At 68.5% G+C, this 18,278-nt stretch carries 20 protein-coding genes; 4 read left to right on the top strand and 16 right to left on the bottom strand.

Annotated elements, in window-relative coordinates; genetic code table 11:
- Nucleotides 1-10: 10 nt before the first annotated feature.
- Complete coding sequence (locus AC30PD_RS19590) at nucleotides 11-1,255, bottom strand: branched-chain amino acid ABC transporter substrate-binding protein (protein ID WP_489537362.1); 1,245 nt, start codon at nucleotides 1,253-1,255, stop codon at nucleotides 11-13.
- 76 nt (nucleotides 1,256-1,331) lie between these two features.
- Nucleotides 1,332-1,763, bottom strand: a complete 432-nt coding sequence (locus tag AC30PD_RS19585; RefSeq protein WP_489537361.1) for an Ivy family c-type lysozyme inhibitor — start codon at nucleotides 1,761-1,763, stop codon at nucleotides 1,332-1,334.
- Nucleotides 1,764-1,887: 124 nt separating this feature from the next.
- On the opposite strand from AC30PD_RS19585, the gene AC30PD_RS19580 reads away from it, so the two are divergent.
- Complete coding sequence (locus tag AC30PD_RS19580) at nucleotides 1,888-3,087, top strand: cation:proton antiporter (RefSeq protein WP_489537360.1); 1,200 nt, start codon at nucleotides 1,888-1,890, stop codon at nucleotides 3,085-3,087.
- A 7-nt stretch (nucleotides 3,088-3,094) separates the two neighbouring features.
- Here AC30PD_RS19580 and AC30PD_RS19575 read toward each other — a convergent pair whose 3' ends face one another.
- The 5 genes from AC30PD_RS19575 to AC30PD_RS19555 all read right to left on the bottom strand — a co-directional run bounded on the left by AC30PD_RS19575 (nucleotide 3,095) and on the right by AC30PD_RS19555 (nucleotide 8,345).
- On the bottom strand, nucleotides 3,095-4,123 hold the full coding sequence (locus tag AC30PD_RS19575) for a septal ring lytic transglycosylase RlpA family protein (protein WP_489537359.1): 1,029 nt from the start codon (nucleotides 4,121-4,123) through the stop codon (nucleotides 3,095-3,097).
- Nucleotides 4,124-4,234: 111 nt separating this feature from the next.
- Nucleotides 4,235-4,465: a hypothetical protein gene (locus tag AC30PD_RS19570; protein ID WP_489537358.1), complete on the bottom strand. Its 231-nt coding sequence runs from the start codon at nucleotides 4,463-4,465 to the stop codon at nucleotides 4,235-4,237.
- Nucleotides 4,466-4,599: 134 nt separating this feature from the next.
- A complete protein-coding gene (locus AC30PD_RS19565) occupies nucleotides 4,600-5,724 on the bottom strand; it encodes an MBL fold metallo-hydrolase (protein WP_489537357.1) in 1,125 nt (374 codons plus the stop codon).
- 11 nt (nucleotides 5,725-5,735) lie between these two features.
- Nucleotides 5,736-7,295: a S41 family peptidase gene (locus AC30PD_RS19560; protein ID WP_489537356.1), complete on the bottom strand. Its 1,560-nt coding sequence runs from the start codon at nucleotides 7,293-7,295 to the stop codon at nucleotides 5,736-5,738.
- Nucleotides 7,296-7,406: 111 nt separating this feature from the next.
- Nucleotides 7,407-8,345, bottom strand: a complete 939-nt coding sequence (locus AC30PD_RS19555) for a hypothetical protein (RefSeq protein WP_489537355.1) — start codon at nucleotides 8,343-8,345, stop codon at nucleotides 7,407-7,409.
- Nucleotides 8,346-8,524: 179 nt separating this feature from the next.
- On the opposite strand from AC30PD_RS19555, the gene AC30PD_RS19550 reads away from it, so the two are divergent.
- Nucleotides 8,525-9,421 (top strand): NAD(P)-dependent oxidoreductase, encoded by an 897-nt coding sequence (locus tag AC30PD_RS19550; protein ID WP_489537354.1) that lies wholly within the window; start codon nucleotides 8,525-8,527, stop codon nucleotides 9,419-9,421.
- On the top strand, nucleotides 9,418-9,777 hold the full coding sequence (locus AC30PD_RS19545; protein ID WP_489537353.1) for a translation initiation factor Sui1: 360 nt from the start codon (nucleotides 9,418-9,420) through the stop codon (nucleotides 9,775-9,777). Before AC30PD_RS19550 ends, AC30PD_RS19545 begins: the two co-directional genes overlap by 4 nt.
- On the opposite strand, the gene AC30PD_RS19540 is transcribed toward AC30PD_RS19545, so the two are convergent.
- The 4 genes from AC30PD_RS19540 to AC30PD_RS19525 are packed head-to-tail and all read right to left on the bottom strand — an operon-like array spanning nucleotide 9,774 to nucleotide 12,592.
- Nucleotides 9,774-10,319: a GNAT family N-acetyltransferase gene (locus AC30PD_RS19540; RefSeq protein ID WP_489537352.1), complete on the bottom strand. Its 546-nt coding sequence runs from the start codon at nucleotides 10,317-10,319 to the stop codon at nucleotides 9,774-9,776. The two genes, AC30PD_RS19545 and AC30PD_RS19540, sit on opposite strands and share 4 nt — an antisense overlap.
- Complete coding sequence (locus tag AC30PD_RS19535) at nucleotides 10,309-10,794, bottom strand: GNAT family N-acetyltransferase (RefSeq protein WP_489537351.1); 486 nt, start codon at nucleotides 10,792-10,794, stop codon at nucleotides 10,309-10,311. Before AC30PD_RS19535 ends, AC30PD_RS19540 begins: the two co-directional genes overlap by 11 nt.
- Complete coding sequence (locus AC30PD_RS19530) at nucleotides 10,791-12,047, bottom strand: YbfB/YjiJ family MFS transporter (protein WP_489537350.1); 1,257 nt, start codon at nucleotides 12,045-12,047, stop codon at nucleotides 10,791-10,793. The genes AC30PD_RS19535 and AC30PD_RS19530 overlap by 4 nt, the downstream gene beginning before the upstream one ends.
- Complete coding sequence (locus tag AC30PD_RS19525; protein WP_489537349.1) at nucleotides 12,044-12,592, bottom strand: DUF3617 domain-containing protein; 549 nt, start codon at nucleotides 12,590-12,592, stop codon at nucleotides 12,044-12,046. The genes AC30PD_RS19530 and AC30PD_RS19525 overlap by 4 nt, the downstream gene beginning before the upstream one ends.
- 118 nt (nucleotides 12,593-12,710) lie before the next feature.
- Here AC30PD_RS19525 and AC30PD_RS19520 point away from each other — a divergent pair, with 118 nt between their 5' ends.
- Nucleotides 12,711-13,874: a GGDEF domain-containing protein gene (locus AC30PD_RS19520; protein WP_489537348.1), complete on the top strand. Its 1,164-nt coding sequence runs from the start codon at nucleotides 12,711-12,713 to the stop codon at nucleotides 13,872-13,874.
- A gap of 13 nt (nucleotides 13,875-13,887) precedes the next feature.
- On the opposite strand, the gene AC30PD_RS19515 is transcribed toward AC30PD_RS19520, so the two are convergent.
- The 5 genes from AC30PD_RS19515 to AC30PD_RS19495 form a co-directional block, all read right to left on the bottom strand.
- The gene (locus AC30PD_RS19515; RefSeq protein ID WP_489537347.1) at nucleotides 13,888-14,214 is read right to left on the bottom strand and encodes a hypothetical protein; all 327 of its coding nucleotides are present in this window, start codon (nucleotides 14,212-14,214) and stop codon (nucleotides 13,888-13,890) included.
- A 104-nt stretch (nucleotides 14,215-14,318) separates the two neighbouring features.
- Nucleotides 14,319-15,329 carry a lactonase family protein gene (locus AC30PD_RS19510; RefSeq protein ID WP_489537346.1) on the bottom strand — a complete coding sequence of 337 codons (1,011 nt, stop codon included), beginning with the start codon at nucleotides 15,327-15,329 and terminating at the stop codon, nucleotides 14,319-14,321.
- 7 nt (nucleotides 15,330-15,336) lie between these two features.
- Nucleotides 15,337-16,620 (bottom strand): TRAP transporter large permease, encoded by a 1,284-nt coding sequence (locus AC30PD_RS19505; RefSeq protein WP_489537345.1) that lies wholly within the window; start codon nucleotides 16,618-16,620, stop codon nucleotides 15,337-15,339.
- Nucleotides 16,620-17,153, bottom strand: a complete 534-nt coding sequence (locus AC30PD_RS19500) for a TRAP transporter small permease (protein ID WP_489537344.1) — start codon at nucleotides 17,151-17,153, stop codon at nucleotides 16,620-16,622. The genes AC30PD_RS19505 and AC30PD_RS19500 overlap by 1 nt, the downstream gene beginning before the upstream one ends.
- 88 nt (nucleotides 17,154-17,241) lie before the next feature.
- On the bottom strand, nucleotides 17,242-18,225 hold the full coding sequence (locus AC30PD_RS19495) for a TRAP transporter substrate-binding protein (protein ID WP_489537343.1): 984 nt from the start codon (nucleotides 18,223-18,225) through the stop codon (nucleotides 17,242-17,244).
- Between the last annotated feature and the right edge of the window lie 53 nt (nucleotides 18,226-18,278).

The following is an 18,278-nucleotide window of genomic DNA, read 5'->3' as shown; positions in this document are numbered from 1 at the left end:
CCCGCCGCGCTCAGCGCGCCGGCCGCTGCATCTGGCACGAAGTGGGCTGCGAGCTGACGTAAGAGTCCCACACCACCTCGGAGCGGAAGCCGTAGCCGGTGTTCTCGGCGTCGTACTTCACGCCCTTGCTGCCCTGCTTGGCCCACAGGCCGAGGAACAACGGCGCCTGCAGCTGGTGGTCGGCCTTGCGCATCTCGATGTCGCCGACCGGGCTCTTGTACTTCATGCCTTCGAGCGCGAAGGCCACTGCCTTGGCGTCGGTCGACTTCGCACTGCGCATCGCCGCCTGCAGCATGTTCATGCTGTTCCAGTGCGCGGCGAAGATGAAGTCGTCGCCGGTCTTCTTCTTGTAGTCGACGTAGATCTTCTCGAGCTCGGGCGTGGGCGCGTTGTGGCCCCAGTTCCAGATCACGCCGACCTTCTCGGCGCCCCACGAGCCCATCTGGGCCGGGATGCTCGGGTTGTTGGCGTTCATCGTGTAGAAGTTGATGTTCTGGCCGAAGTCGCGCGCCGACTTGAACAGCAGGCCCAGGTCGCTGCCCCAGTTCGAGGTGACCACGGTGTCGGCGCCCGAGGCCTGGATCTTCGCGACGTAGGGCGCGAAGTCGCGCACCGTGGCGATCGGCACGAAGTCGTCGCCGACGATCTGGATGTCGGGGCGCTTGCGCGCCAGGTACTCTTTCGTCGCGCGCGACACCTGCTGGCCGTGCGTGTAGTTCTGGTTCAGCAAGTACACCTTCTTGATGTCGGGCCGCTTCATGAAGTAGGTGGTCAGCGCCTCGATCTTCATTTCGCTCGACGGGTAGAAGCGAAAGTGCCAGAAGCTGCAGCGGTCGTTGGTGAGGCCCGGGTCCATCGCCGAGTAGTTCAGGAACACGGTGGCCTTCTGCGGCTCGCGTTCGGCCAGCTTGTTCAGCGCGTCGACGAGCGAAAAGGCCACGCCCGAGCCGCCGCCCTGGGTGATGTAACGAATGCCCTGGTCGGTGGCCGACTTGAGCACCGTGACGCTCTCTTGCGGCGAGCCCTTGCCGTCGAAGGGCACCACCTCGAACTTCGGATCGTTCGGCGCGCTGCGCGCGTTGATCTGGCTCACCACTTCGCGCAACTGCTTCAGCGAGCCCTCGCCGGCAGCGGCGAACGGGCCCGAAAGCACGTCGATGAAGGCGACCTTGACGGTCTCGGCCAGTGCGGCCTGGGTGGCGAACAGCAGTGCGCTGGTGGCGAGTGCGCGGGCGAAGGTGGTTGTGCGGTGCATCGGCGTCTCCGGGGTTGGCCGGCCGATTCAAGCACGCCGGCCCGCGCCGGCCGATGGGCGTAAACCCGTTGCCGCGCTACTGTTGCCGCCACTCCTTCTTCCAGAGCTTGTTGATCTCGATCGCCAGGCCAGGCGACGGGTCGCCGATCACGGTGGTCTTGCCCTTCTCGTAGATCGTGCCGTAGAGCTGGCCACGGTCGGCGGCGTAGAGCAGCACCGCGCTGTTGTCGCCGCAGTCGCCGTTCTTGCAGAAGGCAGCCAGCACGAACTCGTTGCCGACGACGCGGACCTTGCGGGTCGTGGGCGCCGGGCCGTCCATCTTCGCGAGCCAGGGTGTCTTGGCCTTGGGGCCGAGCGCCTTGACGTAGAGCTCCTTGAACTTCGGGTCTTTCAGGTATTCGCTCGGCTCGAGCATGCGCTGGGCCTGCGCCAGCGGCAGCAGAAGACACAGCGCGAAGAGGGCAGCCAAACCCTGGCGCAGGTGCTTGGTGAAGGGGGTTCGGCGCATGGTGTTCTCCTCGGTCCGGGCTCGGTGCCGGCAGTTTAAGGACGGCAACGCACGCGTGGCAAACTCGAGCCCGCCCGACCGGACACGAATCTCGCTGCGCCGTGCAGCCTTCCGCAGTACGCCCATGAGCACCACAGAAATCTTCCTGATCGCGATGCTGATCATCTTCAGCGTACCCTACCTGATCTGGCGGCTCGGGCGCACCGAGTACTTCGCGCCGCTGGTGGTGGTGCAGATCATCTGCGGCATCCTGCTCGGGCCGGGCGTGCTGGGCGCGGCCTTCCCCGAGTACTACAAGTTCGTGTTCAGCGCACCGGTGATCCAGAGCCTGAACGGCATCGCGTGGTGGGCCGTGATGGTGTTCGTGTGGGTCGCCGGCATCGAGCTCGACCTGCACCAGGCCTGGGAACACCGCGTCGAAAGTGGCATCACCGCCGGCCTGGCGCTCGGCGTGCCGCTGGCCTTGGGCAGCGTGGCGGCGCTCGGCATGCTGATGTTCCCGGGCTGGGTCGGCGCCAAAGGGCAGAGCTGGCAGTTCGTGCTCGGCATCGGCATGGCGTGTGCCGTGACGGCGCTGCCGATCCTGATCCTGCTGATGGAGAAGATCGAGATCCTGCGCCAGCCCATCGGCCAGCGCATCCTGCGTTACGCGAGCGTCGACGACATCGCGATCTGGGGTGTGCTCGCACTGATCCTGCTCGACTGGGAGCGCGTCGGCAAACAAGGCGGCTTTCTGCTCGCCTTCCTGGTGGTGGGTTACGGTTTTCGCAAGCTGATGCTCGCCATCCCCGAGCGCGACCGCTGGTACGCCGGCCTGATCTGGCTCGCCGCCTGCGGCTTGGGCGCCGACTGGTCGGGCCTGCACTTCATGGTCGGCGCGTTTCTCGCCGGCGCGAGCATGGACTCACACTGGTTCGACCAGAAGCAGATGGACGCGCTGCGCGGCCACGTGCTGCTGGTCGTGATGCCGGTGTTCTTTCTCAGCACCGGCCTGCGCACCAACTGGAACGTGGGCGGCGCGGCGGTCTTCATCGCCGCGGCCGTGCTGCTGCTGGCGTCGGTCAGCGGCAAGCTGATCGGCACGCACCTGGCCGGGCGGGTTCTGAAGTGGCAGCCGGGCGAAAGCTCGCTGATCGGCTGGCTGCTTCAGACCAAGGCGCTGATCATGATCATCTTCGCCAACGTGTTGCTCGACAAGCAGATCATCACCAGCGAAACCTTCACCGCGCTGCTGCTGATGGCGGTGGCCAGCACGATGCTGACGGTGCCGGTGGTCTCGCCCAAGCTGGCGCGCATGAAAGAGATCGTGTTCCGCGCGAAATGATGCTGCGCTAACGCCGTTCCACGATCACCGGCACGAGCTGCAAGGCCGTGCGCACCCGCTCGGCCACGCCGCGCGCTTCGTCGCGGCTCGGGTAGGGCCCGGCCTGCAGGCGGAACACCGACGCGTCGCTGAACACCGCCAGCAACGGCGCGAGCCAGTCGGCTTCGCTGCTCACGCGCTTGTGAAAACCCTCGGCACCGTCACGCTGCTTGAAGGCGCCGAGCTGGACCCAGAAACCGCGCGCGGGTTGGGTGAAGGCGCGGGCGGCCGGGGCGTCGGCGACCGGTGTCGCGTCGACCAGCGGCGCAGACACCGCCGGTGCAGGCGCCGTGACCTCGGCCACCGGCACGGACGCAACGGACACGACGGGCTCGGGCACCACAGGCACTGCCGCCGGCATCGGCGGCGGCGCCAAAGCCGCGTTGCTCGCTTCAGCCAGCCGCACCGGCTCGGCCTCACGCCGCCACGCGCCGGTGCGGATGTCGTCGAAGGTGATGCGCTGCAGTTCCACCGGCGCCACGCCGCGCAGCAGGTCGAGCTTCAGCGCCGCCGTGTAGCTCAGGTCGACGATGCGCCCGGGGTGGAACGGCCCGCGGTCGTTGATGCGCAGCACCACCTCACGGCCGTTGGCCGGGTTGCGCACGCGCGCATAACTCGGGATCGGCAGCGTCGGGTGCGCGGCCGTCATCGCGTACATGTTGTAGACCTCGCCGCTGGCGGTGCGCCGGCCATGGAACTTGCGGCCGTACCACGAAGCGAGGCCACGTTCGGTGAAGGGTGCGTCTTGCGTGATCGGGGTGTAGTCGCGGCCGAGCACCGCATACGGCTTGTTCGGGCCGCCGCTGCGGATTGGCTCGAGCTTCGGTTCGGCATCGGGCACCCGCGCCAGGTCGGGCGGCGGGTTGGCTTCGGCGCCGTCACGCTCGGACGACGGCGCCGGCCGGCTTGCCGGCGCCGAGGCGGTCGAACCACCGCGTGGCGGCCCCGAGGCACAACCGGCAAGCACCGCCGCCAGCAGCACCAGCAAGGCGGGCAAGGGCCATCGAGGGTGGCACGGCGGCGTGGGCATCGGCATGGCCGCGACCCTACCTCAAAGGAGCGGCCCGTGGTGCGGGCGGCAACGGCTCAACACGGCCGTTGCACGGGCTCACCGGGCTGCGTATTCGGCCGCGCGTGAAGCGGCAGCGGTGACCTTTTCGACGAGAAAAGCACCGCCCGCGTAGCGCTTGCGTGTCTGCGGCGCGGCCCAGGTGGCGTCGTCATAGGCCCCCAGCACCACTTCGCCCTTGATGACGACGAACTGGCCGCCGTAGAGCTGCGACAGGGTGTCCTGGTGGGCAAGGTAGTAGGCGCGTTCGCGGTGAAGATCGAGGCTCATGGTGTTGTTCCTTGGGGTGCGCACGGGCCGCGCGCTGACCATAGGCGCAGTGTCGGCGGCACCAGCGCCGATGAACCGTGGATCAATCGGGCAAATCACCGCCAGATGTCGAACGGCATGGCCCGAGCCCCGGCTCAGTCGACCGGCCAGGGCATCTCTTTGGGCAGCGTCATCGGCGCCGGTTCGGCCACCTTCGACTTGCCGCGCACCTGCTTGCCAACCTCGCGCCACCAGGGCACGACCGGTTCGGCGCGCAGGGGTTCGACCGCTTCGCCGAGGCGCGGCATCACGAGCTGCGCTCCCTGCTTCGGGCCGAGCGCGAGCAGGGTTTCGGCCGGTGCGTCCCAGTCGTGCAGCGCCAGGCTGAAGGTGCCCCAGTGCACCGGCAGGAAAGCGCCACCGCCGAGCAGCGCGAGCGCTTCGAGCGCGTGTTCGGGGCCGAGGTGGATGTCGCCCCACGACGGGTGGAAAGCGCCCACTTCGAGCATCACCAGGTCGAACTTTCCGAAGCGTTCGTGGATCGCCGTGTACTCGTTCGTGAGGCCGGTGTCGCCGCTGAAGAACACGGAATGCTTCTGCGTGCGCACGACCAGCGACGACCACAGCGTGGCATTGCGGTCCTTCAGCCCGCGCCCCGAAAAGTGCTGCGACGGCGTGGCCGTGACCGTGAGCTCGCTGCCGGGCAGCGTGTGCGATTCCCACCAGTCGAGCTCGGTGATGCGCTCGGGTGCCACGCCCCAGGCTTCGAGGTGGGCACCGACACCGAGCGAGGTCACGAACGGCACCTGCATCTTCGCCAGCTCGCGGATCGTCGGGTAGTCGAGGTGGTCGTAGTGGTCGTGCGAGACCAGCACCAGGTCGATCGGCGGCACGGCGCGCAGCGCCACCGGCACGGGCTGGAAACGCTTCGGCCCGGCCAGCCGTGAAGGCGAGGCCCGCGGCCCCCAGACCGGGTCGGTCAGCACGCGCAGGCCGTCGATCTCGATCAGCACCGTCGAATGGCCGAGCCAGGTGGCACGCAGGCCGGTGTCGGGTGGCTTGCCCCAGGCCGCGAGCGGGTCGAGCGCCGGCAGCGGCGCCTCGGGCACGCGGCGCTCGCCGCCACACAAAAACTCGCTCAGCGTGACCCGCGGTGCGGCCAGGTCGCGCAGGCCGGGCTGGATCGGGTGGACGTTGCGGAACGATTCGCCGGCCCACAGCTTCGAGGCCTGCATGCGTTCGAGGCGCAGGCCGACGGCTCTTTTGCCGAGCGACTTCATGCAGGCACCGTTCAGCGGCCGGTCGTCAGCAGGCGGTTCTCGCGCGCCGGACCGCGCAGCATCACGCCGCTGGTCGGCACGCCGGATCGCGCCGCCGACTGCGCCCGGTCCACCCCGGCCGAAACCACTGCGCAGGCACCGGTGCTGCGGTAGGCGAGCGCCGTGGCGAGCATGGCTTCGGCGGTGTCGCCGAGCGCGTGGTTCAGGTCGTCGGCGACAGCGCAACCGGCGATGCCGGTGCTGCCGCTGCCGGCGGGCACGAAGCCGTCGGGGTAGTCGCCGAAGCCCTTGGCGTTGGCGCCCTTGAACTCGATCGGGAAGTACGAGATGCCGCAGTTGTCTTTGGCGGTGAAGCCGTAGGGCTTGCCGCAGGTGGTGCCGCCGATGAGCCGCACGTCCACGTCCACACCGCGCAGGCCGTTGATGATCGACTCGCTGGCCGAACAGGTGCCCGACTGCGCCAGCACGTACACACGCGCCAGGCCGAGCGTGGGCAAGGACACCCCGCCGGTGCTGGTGTTGTAGAACGGCGTGGTGGTGCCCGCGCCGCGCTTGTTGTTGTAGCTGAGCAGCTCGAACAGGCGGCTCTGGATGCGCGCCGGGCCGGCAATCATGTAGGCCAACTCGCTCGCGATGTAGAGGTAGCCGCCGCCGTTGTAGCGCACGTCGAGCACCAGATCGTCGATGCCTTGGGTGGCGAAGTAGTTCACGGCTTCGATCAGCTGCGATTCGGCGGTGGCGAGGTGGTCGTTGAACACCAGGTAGCCGACCTTCTTGCCGTCGATCGCGGTCACCACGCTGCGGCTGAGCACCGGCACCTTGGTGATGTTGGCGGTGGTGAGCGTGACGCTGAAGTTGGCCGAGCCGGCGCGGCTGAAGACCCACTGGTGGGCCACGCCCACGGTGCCGGGGAAGATCGCGGCGTTGAGCACGGCCACACCGGCCTGGGTGTTGTCGTCGGCCGACACGCCGTCGACGGTCACCACCTGGTCACCACGCCGCAGCGCCTTGGTGGCGGCTTCGGTGCCGGGTTCGACGTAGGCGATGCGGATGTTGCGGTTCGGGTTCTGCGCGTTCACCACCAGCGAGCCGAACACCGGCTCGAAGCCATAACCCGGCGTCTCGCCGCCTTGCGACAGCGCGTTCCACTGCGCGGTGGGGTAGGTGAAGCCGAAGCGGTCTTTTCGTGCGCCGGTGGTCGTGAAAGCCGGCGTCTTCAAGGCGTCGAAGTAGTTGTCGAGCGAGGTGTAGACGTCGGCGTTGTTGCTGAACGCCGCCGCGCCGGCGTCGACGACCGGCACCTCGTCGTACCAGAGGTAGGCTTCATCGAAGTACGAGCGCAGCCACTGCTTCTCGATGCTCAGGCTGCCGGTCTTGAGCCCCGCCGAAGCGTAGGGGTTGGTGGCGCTGCACTGCTGGGCCGACTGCGACGAAGGCGGAATGCCGCTGCTGTTGGGCACGGTGCCGGAGCCTCCGCCGCCACCGCAGGCCGACAAGACTGCCGCGAGCGCCAAGGCCGCGAGAAGCTTCACGCGCGGCCGCAGCCGCTTCGGGTTCGTGGGGTGTGCCAACGTGAGCCTCCGCCGGGGTGGGGTGGTGAATCACCGAACCACACCGGCGCACGCGGCGCTGCAGGGGTCGGCTATCGGGTCCGACCCATTGTAGGGAGCCGCCGGCGCGGCTCAGGCGCTCACGTCGAGCATGCCGCCGACCTGCGCGCGCTGCACGCTGCCGGTCGTGTCGGGCGCCAGCGATTGCGCGAGCGAGTGCAGGAACTGGCGCAGCTTCGCGGCCATGTCGGTGGCCGGCGCGTCGGCGCTGGCGGGCTTGAGCGTGTTGAACAGCTTGGTGAACGCGTCGAGCAGCGCGTTCTTCGCAGGGGCTGCAGCCGGCGTGGCGACAGCGGGCGTCGCAGTCGCCGCGGCCGGAGCGGCAGCGGCCACAGCCGGAGCAGCAGCAGCCGCGCCGTCGTCCACCGTCAGCGTGAGCGAGAGCGTCTGGCTGGGCGCAGCCGCACCGGCCGGGCTGGCCGGGGCCGCCGCTGCGCCGAGCGTCTGCGACAACGATTCGAGCCGCTGCGACAGGTTGCCGTAGCCCTGGCCTTCGCCGTGGTGGCGATGGTGATGGTGGTGGTGGCCGTGGCCTTCGACTCGGTCACTGCCGTCGTCGGCCTTCTTGCCGCTGCTGCCGCCCTGGCGCAGTGCCTGGAACAGCGCATGGGCGAACTGCTGCACGGCCGACTCGACCGTGGCAGAAGCATCCTTGCTGGTGGCCGCGGCTTCACTCGCCGCACCGGTGGCAGTGGCCGTTGTGCTCGTGGCGGAAGCCGCTGTGGTCGTGGCCGAAGCAGCCGCGGTGGCGGTGCTCTTGGCAGGCGTGGCCGCCGCTGCGCTCGCGGGCGTTGACGCCGCCGGCGCCGGCGTGCTGCCAAAACCGAGTTCGCGCAGCGCCGACATCATCGCGTCGGCAAAGCGGCTCTGGCGGCTCGCCGGGCGCTGGTGCTCGCAGCCCGCATCGTCGGTCTGCGCCGGCGCTGTCTTGCGCTCGACCGCGGTGGCGGCTTTGGCGGCCTGCGGTGCATAAGAGTTCACCAGCGTGAAGGTGAGCGATGTGATGGTCATGGTGTTTCCTTGCCGCCCGGCGTTTGGCGAATGACGAAGAACTGCGCCGTTGAAAGGCTTGTCGGCCGCTCGGGGCGCCGGGTTCATGGCCGTTGTGTAACCCCGTGCAAGCGCTTCGGTCCGCTGGTTGCATCCGGTTGCTGGAACAATGAGGCCACGACACACCAAGGAACCCCACCATGCAGAAGATCGGATTCATCGGCGCCTCCGGGTTGATGGGCCACGGCATCGCGAAGAACCTGCACGCCAAGGGCCACCCGCTCGCCCTCACCGTGCACCGCAACCGCGAGCGCGTGGCCGACCTGCTGGCCGCCGGGGCGAGCGAAGCGGACACGCCGGCCGCGCTGGCGGGCGGCGCCGAGATCGTGTTCATCTGCGTGACCGGCTCACCGCAGGTCGAATCAGCGGTGCTCGGCCCGAACGGCCTGCTCGCGGGCGCACGCGCCGGCCTCGTGATCGTCGACTGCTCGACCAGCGAGCCCGACTCGACCACCCGGCTGCGCGCGCAGTGCGCGGCCGCCGGCGTGAGCTTCGTCGACGCGCCGCTGGCACGCACACCGGTCGAAGCCGAGGCCGGCAAGCTCAACGTGATGGTGGGTGCCACCGACGCACACTTCGCGCAGCTGCAGCCGGTGATCGCGCGGTTTGCCGAAAACGTGATCCACGTCGGTGGGCCGGGCGCGGGCCACACCATCAAGCTGCTCAACAACTTCATCGGCCAGGCGATCTGCACCGCCACGGCCGAGGCCTTCGCGGTCGGCCAGCGCGCCGGTGTCGACCTGCGCAAGCTGGTCGAGCTGGTGTCGGCCGGCGCGGTGAACTCGGGCCTGTTCCAGGCGATGGCCAAGACGCTGAACGGCGACCTCACGGGCCTGAAGTTCGAGCTCGACAACGCCCGCAAGGACCTGCGCTACTACACCCACCTGGCCGAATCGCTGAACGTGCCTTCGCTGGTGGGCGAAGCGGTGCACCAGTCGCTCGCACTCGCCAGCGCGCTCGGGCACGGTGGCAAGTACGTGCCCTCGCTCGTCGAAGCGCAAGAGCAACTGACCGGAACGCGCATCGTCGCGCGATGAAAGGCAACCGCGCGTCGGGCGGGCTGGTCTATTCGACCGAGGCCGGGCGCATGTGCCCGGCCTGCCGCATGCCGGTGGCCGCCTGCGTGTGCCACCAGAAGCCGGTGCCGGCGGGTGATGGCGTCGTGCGGGTCTCGCGCGAGACCAAGGGCCGCGCCGGCAAGGGCGTGACGCTCGTGAAAGGCCTGGCGCTCGACGCCGCGGCGCTGGCGCAGCTCGGCAAACAGCTCAAGGCAGCGTGCGGCTCCGGTGGCACCGTGAAAGACGGCGTGATCGAAGTCCAGGGCGACCACTGCGAGCGGGTGATCGGGCTGCTGAAGGCCCAGGGGCACGCCGTCAAGCGCGCAGGTGGCTAACCCTCGGAACGAGCGGATTGCTTGCTGTCGTTCAGCACCAGCACGTGGTTCGGGTGGCTCTCGCCGCCGAGCACGAACCGGGCGCTGCCGATCAGGGTGCAACCTTGCGCCGCGTAGAACGCGATCGCGCGCTCGTTCTGCGCGTTGACCGTGAGCCACAGCGGCGACATCGCCCGTTGCGCGGCCAGCGCGTGGGCCCGCCACAGCAGGGCCGCCCCCACACCGCGACGTGTGGACTGCGCCTGCACGTAGAGCGTGGCCAACTCGACCGTGCCGCCGCCCGGCACGGGGCAGACCGCACCGAAAGCGATGCGCGCATACGCAACGAGGTGGGCCTGTCTTTCGGCGACCAGCACGGCGGCCGTGTCGTCGGCCAGCCAGGCGGAGAACTTCGCGGGTGTGAACTCCGCCAGCACGTGGTCGGCGATCACCGCCGAGATCCCGCGCGTGGCGTAGGTGTGCAGGAACACCTGGGTCGCCAGCGCCGCGAGCAACGGAGCGTCGGCGGCCCGGCCGACACGAAGCGAGGTGTCAGCGTCCATCGGCCTCGGCCGGCACCGCGCGCCGCAGCTTGACCATCTCGAGCGCGTCGGGGCCGAGCGTGCCACGCCGGTACTCGCTGAAACCCAGCCGGCGGTAGAGCGTCAGCGCGGGGGTGTTCTTCGCGCCCGTGGTGACCGAGAACACGTGCCCGGCACCACGCCGCAGCACCTCGGCCAGCAGCGCAGCGGCAACCCCCTGGCGCTGGTGCGCCGGGTGCACCACGAGCGAAGCGATGCCGATCTGGCCCGGCTCGTCATCAGGCCCCAGGCCCACCCAGCCGAGCAGCGTGTCGCCTCGCAGCGCCCCCAGAAAGCAGTCGCCACTGGCCTGGATGTCCTGGGCGGTGCGCCCCATGGGCGGTGCATCGGTGGCCCGCAGAAGCCGCGCTTCCTGGGCGTACGCGAGCAGCAGCAGAGCATGAATCTCGCTGGCGACCGGCAGCTCGTGATGCGCCAGCGTTTCGATCCGGATCATGGCAACCCGGCCCGCCGCATCGGGTAGGCGCGCACCATCCACAGGTAGACCAGCGCACCCCCCAGCAAGGCCGCCATCGCCACCTGCAGCGAACGCGTGAAGCCGGCACCGGCACTGGCGCTGTGGCGCAGCAGCAGGGCCACGAGCGGCGGGCCGACGATCTGGCCGATGCCGTACATGGCCGTGGCCAGCCCCATGAAACTCGCGGCGAGCGCTGGCCGAAGGCGCCGCACCTCCTGCATCGCGAAGAAGGTGATCGCGGTAAAGGGCAGGCCGAGCATCAGGCTGCCGATCGCGAAACCGGCCAGGGTCGGGCTCCACAGGCCCACCGCGATGCCCGCCGCCTGGATGAAGTAGCCACCGGCCAGCAACAGGCGCAGGTCGCCGCTGACGCGCATGCGGCTCGCGATGAGCGCACCGCAGAACACGCCGAAGCCGAAGATCGGCCAGAACATGTCGAGCCACGGCGAGCCGGGCAAGGCCGCTCGCGCGATCACCGGCAGGAAGGTGGCGGTGATGATGTAGCCGAAACCGGCGATGCCGTAGGCCCCGCACAGAAAGCCGATCTCGACGGCGCCGTGGGTCTCGCCGGGCGCTGCGGCACCGGCGTTCGCTGCCGCCGCGGGCCGCGGCGCTTCACCGCGGCCGAAGCTGCGCCACACCACGGCACTGAGCACAAACGCGAGCACGCCGAACACCAGCCACGCGTCCACCGCGTGCCAGTGCCACTGCACCATCACACTCGCGAACAGGCCGCTGACGACGATGCCCGCACCGGGGCCGGTGTACATCACCCCGCCCATCGCCGGCGCCTGCAGGCGCGCCAGCTGCGACAGCACCCAGCCCGAGGCATAAACGAACACCACGGCGCTCGCCACGCCCGCGGCAAAGCGCAGCAGTGGCCAGGCCGCCGGCCAGGGCAGCGCCATGCCGAGCGTGAGCAGGCCGGTGGCCACCAGGCCGGCGCGCAGCATCCACGTGGCCTGCACCGGTGGGAGGCGCGGCACGCGCGCCCAGATCCAGGGTTGAAAGGTGCAGAGCAGCGCGCCGGCCAGGTAGCCGAGGTAGTTGGCGCTGGCGAGCCAGCTGGCCGAGGGCAGGTCGATCACGCCGTCGTGCAGCATCATCGGCAGCAGCGGCGTGAACGCGAAGCGGCCGATGCCCATGGCGACCGCGAGCGCCACCGCGCCCGCCACCGCCACCGCCCAGCGGCCTGGCCCCGGATGAAGAAGCCCCGCAGCAGGCGCCGTCACTTGGCCGGCGCCGGCCTCGGCTTCACGTCACCGCACTCGGCCGCGAGCCACTTGCCGGCCATCTCCATCGTCATCTGCTGGGTCTTGCCTTCGCCCTTGGAGGTCATGGTCGACTTGCCGGTGTAGGCCTTGTCGCTGATGAAAGTCATCTCGCCCTCGCCGCTCATCGGGCGCGGCTGGGTGCACTCGAACTTCACCTTCATCGAGCTCGCGCTGCGCTGAAGCACCTGCTGCGTGCAGCCTTCGCGGAACTGCGGCTCGGACTTGCGCGCCGCGTCTTCCTTGGTCACGCACACCTTCACCACGGTGCCCTGCGCGCCCATGCTCACGCCGCGGCTGGCCATCATGTCTTCGATCTGCTTGCGCTGTTCTGGCGGCATGGCGGCCATCTGCTTCTGCATCTCGGCCATGCCCTTTTCCATCTCGCCGTCTTGCGACTTGATCTTGAAGCTGTGCTCCCACAGGCCGGGCGCCTGGGTCTGGGCGAGCGCGTTGAGGGAACCGAGCGTCAGGGCAGCGGCGAACAGAGTGGCGCAGAACTTCATCACAGGCCTCGATGGTTGCAGTCGTGTGCGGCAGTTTACGGCGTCGCTCGGCGGGGCGCCGTGACTCGGCCAGCGCACGGCTGCAGGCTGTCGATAATGCGCGCTGGAACTCCCGCGCATGGACCCCCAGACCGTCGTCATCATCCTGGCCGCCAACCTGATCTGTTCGGGTGGCCTGTTCCACCTCATCGGCAGGCGCATGCCTCAGAGCCGTGGCCTGGCGCACTGGTCGGCAGGTTCGATCCTGTTCGGTTCGACTTACCTGGCGCGCCTTGCGCTGGGGCCGTCGGCGGGCTGGGCGGCCAGCATGCTGATGGACACGGCGATGGTCTGCGCCGCACTGGCCTTTCTGGCGGGTTTGCGGCAGTGGGTACACGACACGCCGCTGCGCTGGTCTCGTCTGGCGGCCGGCGGCCTGGCCTACGCCGCGGCGCAAGGACTCGCCACGCACCAAGAGGGCATGGTCGGCCGCTTCACGCTGCTGAACCTCACGCTGGCCGCGGTCTATGCCACGATCGCAGTCGCCAGCTTGCGCGGGGCACCGCCGAACGCGCGCAACCTGCGCGCGCCGCTGCTGACATTGGCCCTGTTGATGGGCGGGCTCGCGCTGCTCACCGGCCTGCGTGGGCTGCACATCGCGGCAAGCGGCATCGAGGCGATGTCCCTGGGCGTGGCGGCACAGGTCTACTACGCCTATGCAAGCCTGGCCGTGGTGCTGCTCGGCATGAACCTGCTGTGGATGGTGTTCGTGCGCCTGAACGGCCAGTTGCTCGAACTCGCCACGCGCGACGCGCTCACGCTGGTGCTCAATCGCAACGGCCTCGACGACGTGCTGGTGCGCCATTTTTCCGGGCGTGAGGCGTTGCCCATCGCCCTGATCAGCGTTGACGTGGACCATTTCAAGCGCGTCAACGACGAGTTCGGGCACGCCACCGGCGACCTCGTCCTGCGCCATGTCGCAGAAGCACTCACCCGCCGTGTGCGCGGCAACGACTTTGTTGCCCGAGTCGGTGGCGAAGAATTCCTGGTGGGCTGCGTCGGTGCCGACAAGAGCCTGGCGGTCGGCCTCGGCGAGAGATTGCGTGCCGAAGTGGCCGCGTTGCGCATCGCGCGGCCCGGCGGGCGCGCCGATCTGAGCTGCACCATCAGCATCGGCGTGTCTGCCGTGTTCGACTCGCTGGCTGATCGCGACCGTGCCACGAAAGAAGCCGACCTGGCGCTCTACGCTGCCAAGTCGGCCGGGCGAAACCGGGTCGAGGTGTTCGAACCCGCGATGTCGTGAACCTGCTCGGCGCTTACTGCGCCGGAGCGACCTTTTCCTTGATCTTCTCGCCGGTGCGGCGCAGCGCGTCGCCGGTCTTTTCAGCGCCGTTGGCGATGCCTTCGCCGGTGCGCTGAGCGGTGGTCTTGACCGCCTCGCCGGCCTTGCGCACGCCGCGCTTGGTGGCTTCTTCGGCGCGGGCGAACGGGCCCGGCTCGGGGTTCTTGGCCGCAGCGTCGCTGTTGCGGTAGTTCTCGAGCGCGTCGTTCATGCGCTGGTCACGCGTGGTGTCGGTGTCGGCCATGGCGGCAGACGACAGGCCGACGATCGCTGCGACGAGAAAGAGTTTGGCTTGGTTCATGTGATGGCTCCTTTGAAATCCAGAGCCTCCAGCTTAGGAGGGCCGTGCCGGCCGGGCCACCGGCCGACGGCGCGACGCCCTGTCGGCAGCGTCCTACGCACCGATCAAGTCAGCCGAACAGTCTCGACCCAGTTCGGCCCGCGGCCCACGGCGTGCTCGCCGGCCGCGCCAAGCGCACCCGTGAGTGCGTCGACGCGAAACAGCGCGACGCGGTGCGCCGCCTGGCCGGCCACGATCAGCCAGCGGCCATCCTCGGTGAGGTTGAACCCGCGCGGCTCCGTGGGCACCGGCGTGTGGCCGCGCAGGGCAAGTTGGCCGGTGGCAGCATCGAACGCCAACGCGGCGAGCGTGTGGGAGCGCCGGTCGCTGCTGTAGAGAAAACGCCCGTCGGGCGTGAAATGCAGGTCGGCAGCCCAGGGCGCTCCTTGCGAGCTGGCAGGCAGGCTCGACACCGTGTGCGCGTGCGCCAGCGTGCCCTGCGTAGCGTCGAAAGCGAACACGTCGATCGACGCGTCGAGTTCGTTCAGCAGGCACAGCCAGCACCCGCCGGGGTGCCAGGCGAGGTGGCGCGGCCCGGCGCCATCGCGCACGGCGACATGCGGCGGCTCGTTCGGCGTGAGCCGGCCGGTGGCGGCGTCGAAACGGAACTGCAACACCACGCCACCGCCGAGGTTGGTGGCGAAGGCGAATCGGTTCGACGCATCGGTTGCGATCGCGTGCGCGTTCGGCCCCGTGGGCACGACCTGCGTGGTGGCCTGCGCTGCGCCGTCCACGCCGACCGTGCTGACCGCCACGAGGTGGCCACCGTACGACGCACTCAGCAGCCAGCGCCCGCTGCGGTCGGTGCCGATCCAGGCCATGCTGTGCGGCAGCGGTGCCTCGCCGAGGGGCGACAGCGCGCCGCTACGAGCATCGATCGCGAAGCTCAGCACGGCCATGGGCTCGGATCGGCGCGCCGCATGCAGCACACGCCGGTTCGGGGCGAGCGCGAGCGGCATCACGGTGCCGCCGACCTCGACCCGCTGCACGGTCGCGAGCGCGCCGCTCTCGTCGTCGAGATGCAGCACATGGATGTCGCCGCTCTCGGCGTTCGAGACGTAGACGGCCGTCGTCATTCCCGGCTCACAGCCCCATCGCGCGCGGCAGCCAGAGCGAGATCGCCGGCACGTAGGTCACGAGCATCAAGACGATGAACAAGGCCAGGAAGAACGGTTTCATCGCCCGCGTGATCACCGCCATCGGCAGCTTCGAGACCGCGCTGCCGACGAAGAGCACGGTGCCCACGGGCGGCGTGATCAGGCCGATGCCGAGGTTGACCATCATGATCATGCCGAAGTGCACCGGGTCGACACCGAGCAGCTTGACCATCGGCAACAGGATCGGCGTGCAGATGAGGATCAGCGGTGACATGTCCATCAACGTGCCCAGCACCAGCAGCATCACGTTGATCATCATCAGGATCACGTATTTGTTGTCGGACACGCTGGTGAAGAACGCGGTGATCTTCAGCGGGATCTGCATCAGCGTCATCAGGTAGCCGAAGGTCGCGGCGAAGCCGATCAGGATCATCACCACCGTGACGGTCTTGACGGTGCGGTGCACGAGCTTGGGCAGATCGCGCCACTTGTAGTCGCGGTAGATGAACATGGTGACGAAGAACGCCCACACGACCGCGATCGAGGCCGACTCGTTGGCGGTGAACACGCCCGAGAGAATGCCGCCGAGGATGATCACCATCGTCATCAGGCCCCACAGCGCCTCGACGCATATCTTGAGCGCCTGCTTGAGCGGAATGACCTCGCCCTTGGGGTAGTTCTCGCGCCGCGCGATGTACAGGCACAGGGCCGCGAGCGTCAGCCCGAGCAGCAGGCCCGGCATCACGCCGGCCACGAACAGGCTGGCGATCGAGACCGTGCCGCCGGCTGCGAGCGAGTAGATGACGGCGTTGTGGCTGGGTGGGATCAGGATCGCCTGGACCGAGCCGCTCACGGTCACGGCAGTCGCGAACGCGCGCGGGTAGCCCTTCTTCTCCATCTCGGGAATCAACACCGAGCCGATCGACGCGGTGTCGGCGACCGACGAACCCGAGATCGCGCCGAAGAAGGTCGACGCGAGGATGTTGACGAGCGACAGCCCGCCCCGAATGAAGCCGACCAGCACGCTCGCAAAAGCGACCAGCCGGCGCGACATGCCGCCTTCGGCCATGATGGCACCGGCCAGCACGAAGAAGGGAATGGCCAGCAGCGAGAACTTGTTGACGCCGGAGGCGAGCTGGATCATCACCGCGTCGAGCGGCAGGTCGATCCAGAGCGCGCCGAACAGCGACGCCAGACCGAGCGAATAGGCGATCGGCACACCGACTGCCATCAACACGACGAAGCTGCCGAGCAGGACGAGCATGTCCATCACTTCGCCCCTTCGCCGGCTTCGACGAGCTGCTCTTCGTAGCGCACCACGGCACGCTGCGTCTGCGGGCCGAAGATGATGCGTTCGACCACGAACAAGAGGGTGATTGCGCTGCCCAACGGCAGCGCTGCATAGGTCATGCCGACCGGCAGCCAGCTCAGTTCACTGATCGACTGGCCCCAGGTCTCCATGCACAGGCGGGTGCCGTAGTAAGCGACAAAGAGGCACACCACCAGCATCAGCACGTCGACCACGACCAGCAGCGCGCGCTGCGCCGCGGGTGGCAATACGTCGGTCAGCATCGAGACCGCGATGTGGCCGCCGGCGCGGTAGGCACAGGCCGCACCGATGAAGGTGAACACCATCATCAGCAGGATCGCGATCGGTTCGGGCCACTGCGAGCCGGTGCCCAGCACGTAGCGCGTGAACACACCCCAGGGAATGATCAACGACATCAGGAAGATCGCCAGGCCGGCGAACCAGATGCTGGCCAGGTAGAGCCGGTCCATCAGGCGGATGTAGGGGTGGTCCATGGGTGTTCCGGTCAGGAGGAAGCGCGCCCGCGTTCGGCGGGCGCAAGCGGCGTCGAGACCGGCCCCTTCGCAGGTGCCGGCCGTGCGCTCAGTTCGTGGCTTCGATGCGCTTGATCAGGTCGGCGAATTGCGCGCCGTACTTCGCGCGCACCGGGGCGGTGGCGTCGTAGAACGGCTTGTTGTCGATGCTGATGAATTCGACACCTGCCGCCTTGAGCTTGCCGGTGTACTCGGCCACGCTCTTGTCCCACAGCGCGCGCTGTTCCATCTGCGCTTCGCGCGAGAATTTCTTGACCAGCGCCTGATCGTCTTTCGAGAGCTTTTCCCAGGTCACCTTGGACATCACGAAGATCTCGGGAATGATCAGGTGGTTGGTCTGGGTGTAGTACTTCGCACCGGCCTGGTAGTGGTTGGCGGTGAAGAGCGTCGGCGGGTTGTTCTCAGCGCCGTCGACCACGCCGGTCTGGATCGCGGTGAACACTTCGCCGTAGCCCATCGAGATGCCGTTGCCGCCCATGGCGTTCATGGTGTCCACGAACAGCGGGTTGCCCATCATGCGGATCTTCTGGCCCTTCAGGTCCGCCATGGTGCGCACCGGCTTCTTGGTGTAGAGGCTGCGCGAGCCGCCGTCCATCCAGCCCAGGCCGATCATCTTCGCCGGCGAGGCGCTGATCTTGTCGAGCATCTCCTGGCCGATGGGGCCGTCGATCACGGCGCGCATGTGCGCTTCGTTGCGGAACACGAAGGGCATGTTGAAGACGTTGACTTCGGGCACGACCGGGCCGACCGGGCCGAGCGAGGTGCGCAGGATCTGGATCGCGCCGACCTGGGTCTGCTCGATCATTTCCTTTTCGCCGCCAAGCACCGAGCCGGGGAACATCTGGAACTTGATGCGGCCGTTGGTGGCGGCTTCGAGCTTCTTGCCCATGTTCTCGATGGCCACCACGTTCGGGTAGCCCACGGGGTGCACGTCGGCAGCTTTCATCACGATGGTCTGCGCGGTGGCCGACAGGCCGGTGCCGAGCGTGGCCAGGGCCAGCGCGCTGGCGAGAAGGGTTCTGCGAAAGTTCATGCGTGTCTCCTGAGGGGTGGCATGGTGGGTGACGTGGGGCAAGCGGAGGCTTC

Origin of the sequence: Rhizobacter sp., assembly GCF_032229685.1 — a bacterium.
Taxonomy (GTDB): domain Bacteria; phylum Pseudomonadota; class Gammaproteobacteria; order Burkholderiales; family Burkholderiaceae_C; genus LMDS01.
Note: the sequence above shows the minus strand (reverse complement) of the source record. Positions and strands in the feature narration are given on the sequence as shown.

What these genes read in the sequence shown, in the direction of transcription:
- AC30PD_RS19515 (WP_489537347.1), bottom strand. Translation starts at nt 14,214, where the DNA reads ATGAACCAAGCCAAACTCTTTCTCGTCGCAGCGATCGTCGGCCTGTCG.
- AC30PD_RS19535 (WP_489537351.1), bottom strand. Translation starts at nt 10,794, where the DNA reads ATGATCCGGATCGAAACGCTGGCGCATCACGAGCTGCCGGTCGCCAGC.
- AC30PD_RS19555 (WP_489537355.1), bottom strand. Translation starts at nt 8,345, where the DNA reads ATGACCATCACATCGCTCACCTTCACGCTGGTGAACTCTTATGCACCG.
- AC30PD_RS19540 (WP_489537352.1), bottom strand. Translation starts at nt 10,319, where the DNA reads ATGGACGCTGACACCTCGCTTCGTGTCGGCCGGGCCGCCGACGCTCCG.
- AC30PD_RS19590 (WP_489537362.1), bottom strand. Translation starts at nt 1,255, where the DNA reads ATGCACCGCACAACCACCTTCGCCCGCGCACTCGCCACCAGCGCACTG.
- AC30PD_RS19495 (WP_489537343.1), bottom strand. Translation starts at nt 18,225, where the DNA reads ATGAACTTTCGCAGAACCCTTCTCGCCAGCGCGCTGGCCCTGGCCACG.
- AC30PD_RS19510 (WP_489537346.1), bottom strand. Translation starts at nt 15,329, where the DNA reads ATGACGACGGCCGTCTACGTCTCGAACGCCGAGAGCGGCGACATCCAT.
- AC30PD_RS19570 (WP_489537358.1), bottom strand. Translation starts at nt 4,465, where the DNA reads ATGAGCCTCGATCTTCACCGCGAACGCGCCTACTACCTTGCCCACCAG.
- AC30PD_RS19565 (WP_489537357.1), bottom strand. Translation starts at nt 5,724, where the DNA reads ATGAAGTCGCTCGGCAAAAGAGCCGTCGGCCTGCGCCTCGAACGCATG.
- AC30PD_RS19580 (WP_489537360.1), top strand. Translation starts at nt 1,888, where the DNA reads ATGAGCACCACAGAAATCTTCCTGATCGCGATGCTGATCATCTTCAGC.
- AC30PD_RS19505 (WP_489537345.1), bottom strand. Translation starts at nt 16,620, where the DNA reads ATGGACATGCTCGTCCTGCTCGGCAGCTTCGTCGTGTTGATGGCAGTC.
- AC30PD_RS19520 (WP_489537348.1), top strand. Translation starts at nt 12,711, where the DNA reads ATGGACCCCCAGACCGTCGTCATCATCCTGGCCGCCAACCTGATCTGT.
- AC30PD_RS19585 (WP_489537361.1), bottom strand. Translation starts at nt 1,763, where the DNA reads ATGCGCCGAACCCCCTTCACCAAGCACCTGCGCCAGGGTTTGGCTGCC.
- AC30PD_RS19550 (WP_489537354.1), top strand. Translation starts at nt 8,525, where the DNA reads ATGCAGAAGATCGGATTCATCGGCGCCTCCGGGTTGATGGGCCACGGC.
- AC30PD_RS19500 (WP_489537344.1), bottom strand. Translation starts at nt 17,153, where the DNA reads ATGGACCACCCCTACATCCGCCTGATGGACCGGCTCTACCTGGCCAGC.
- AC30PD_RS19525 (WP_489537349.1), bottom strand. Translation starts at nt 12,592, where the DNA reads ATGAAGTTCTGCGCCACTCTGTTCGCCGCTGCCCTGACGCTCGGTTCC.
- AC30PD_RS19545 (WP_489537353.1), top strand. Translation starts at nt 9,418, where the DNA reads ATGAAAGGCAACCGCGCGTCGGGCGGGCTGGTCTATTCGACCGAGGCC.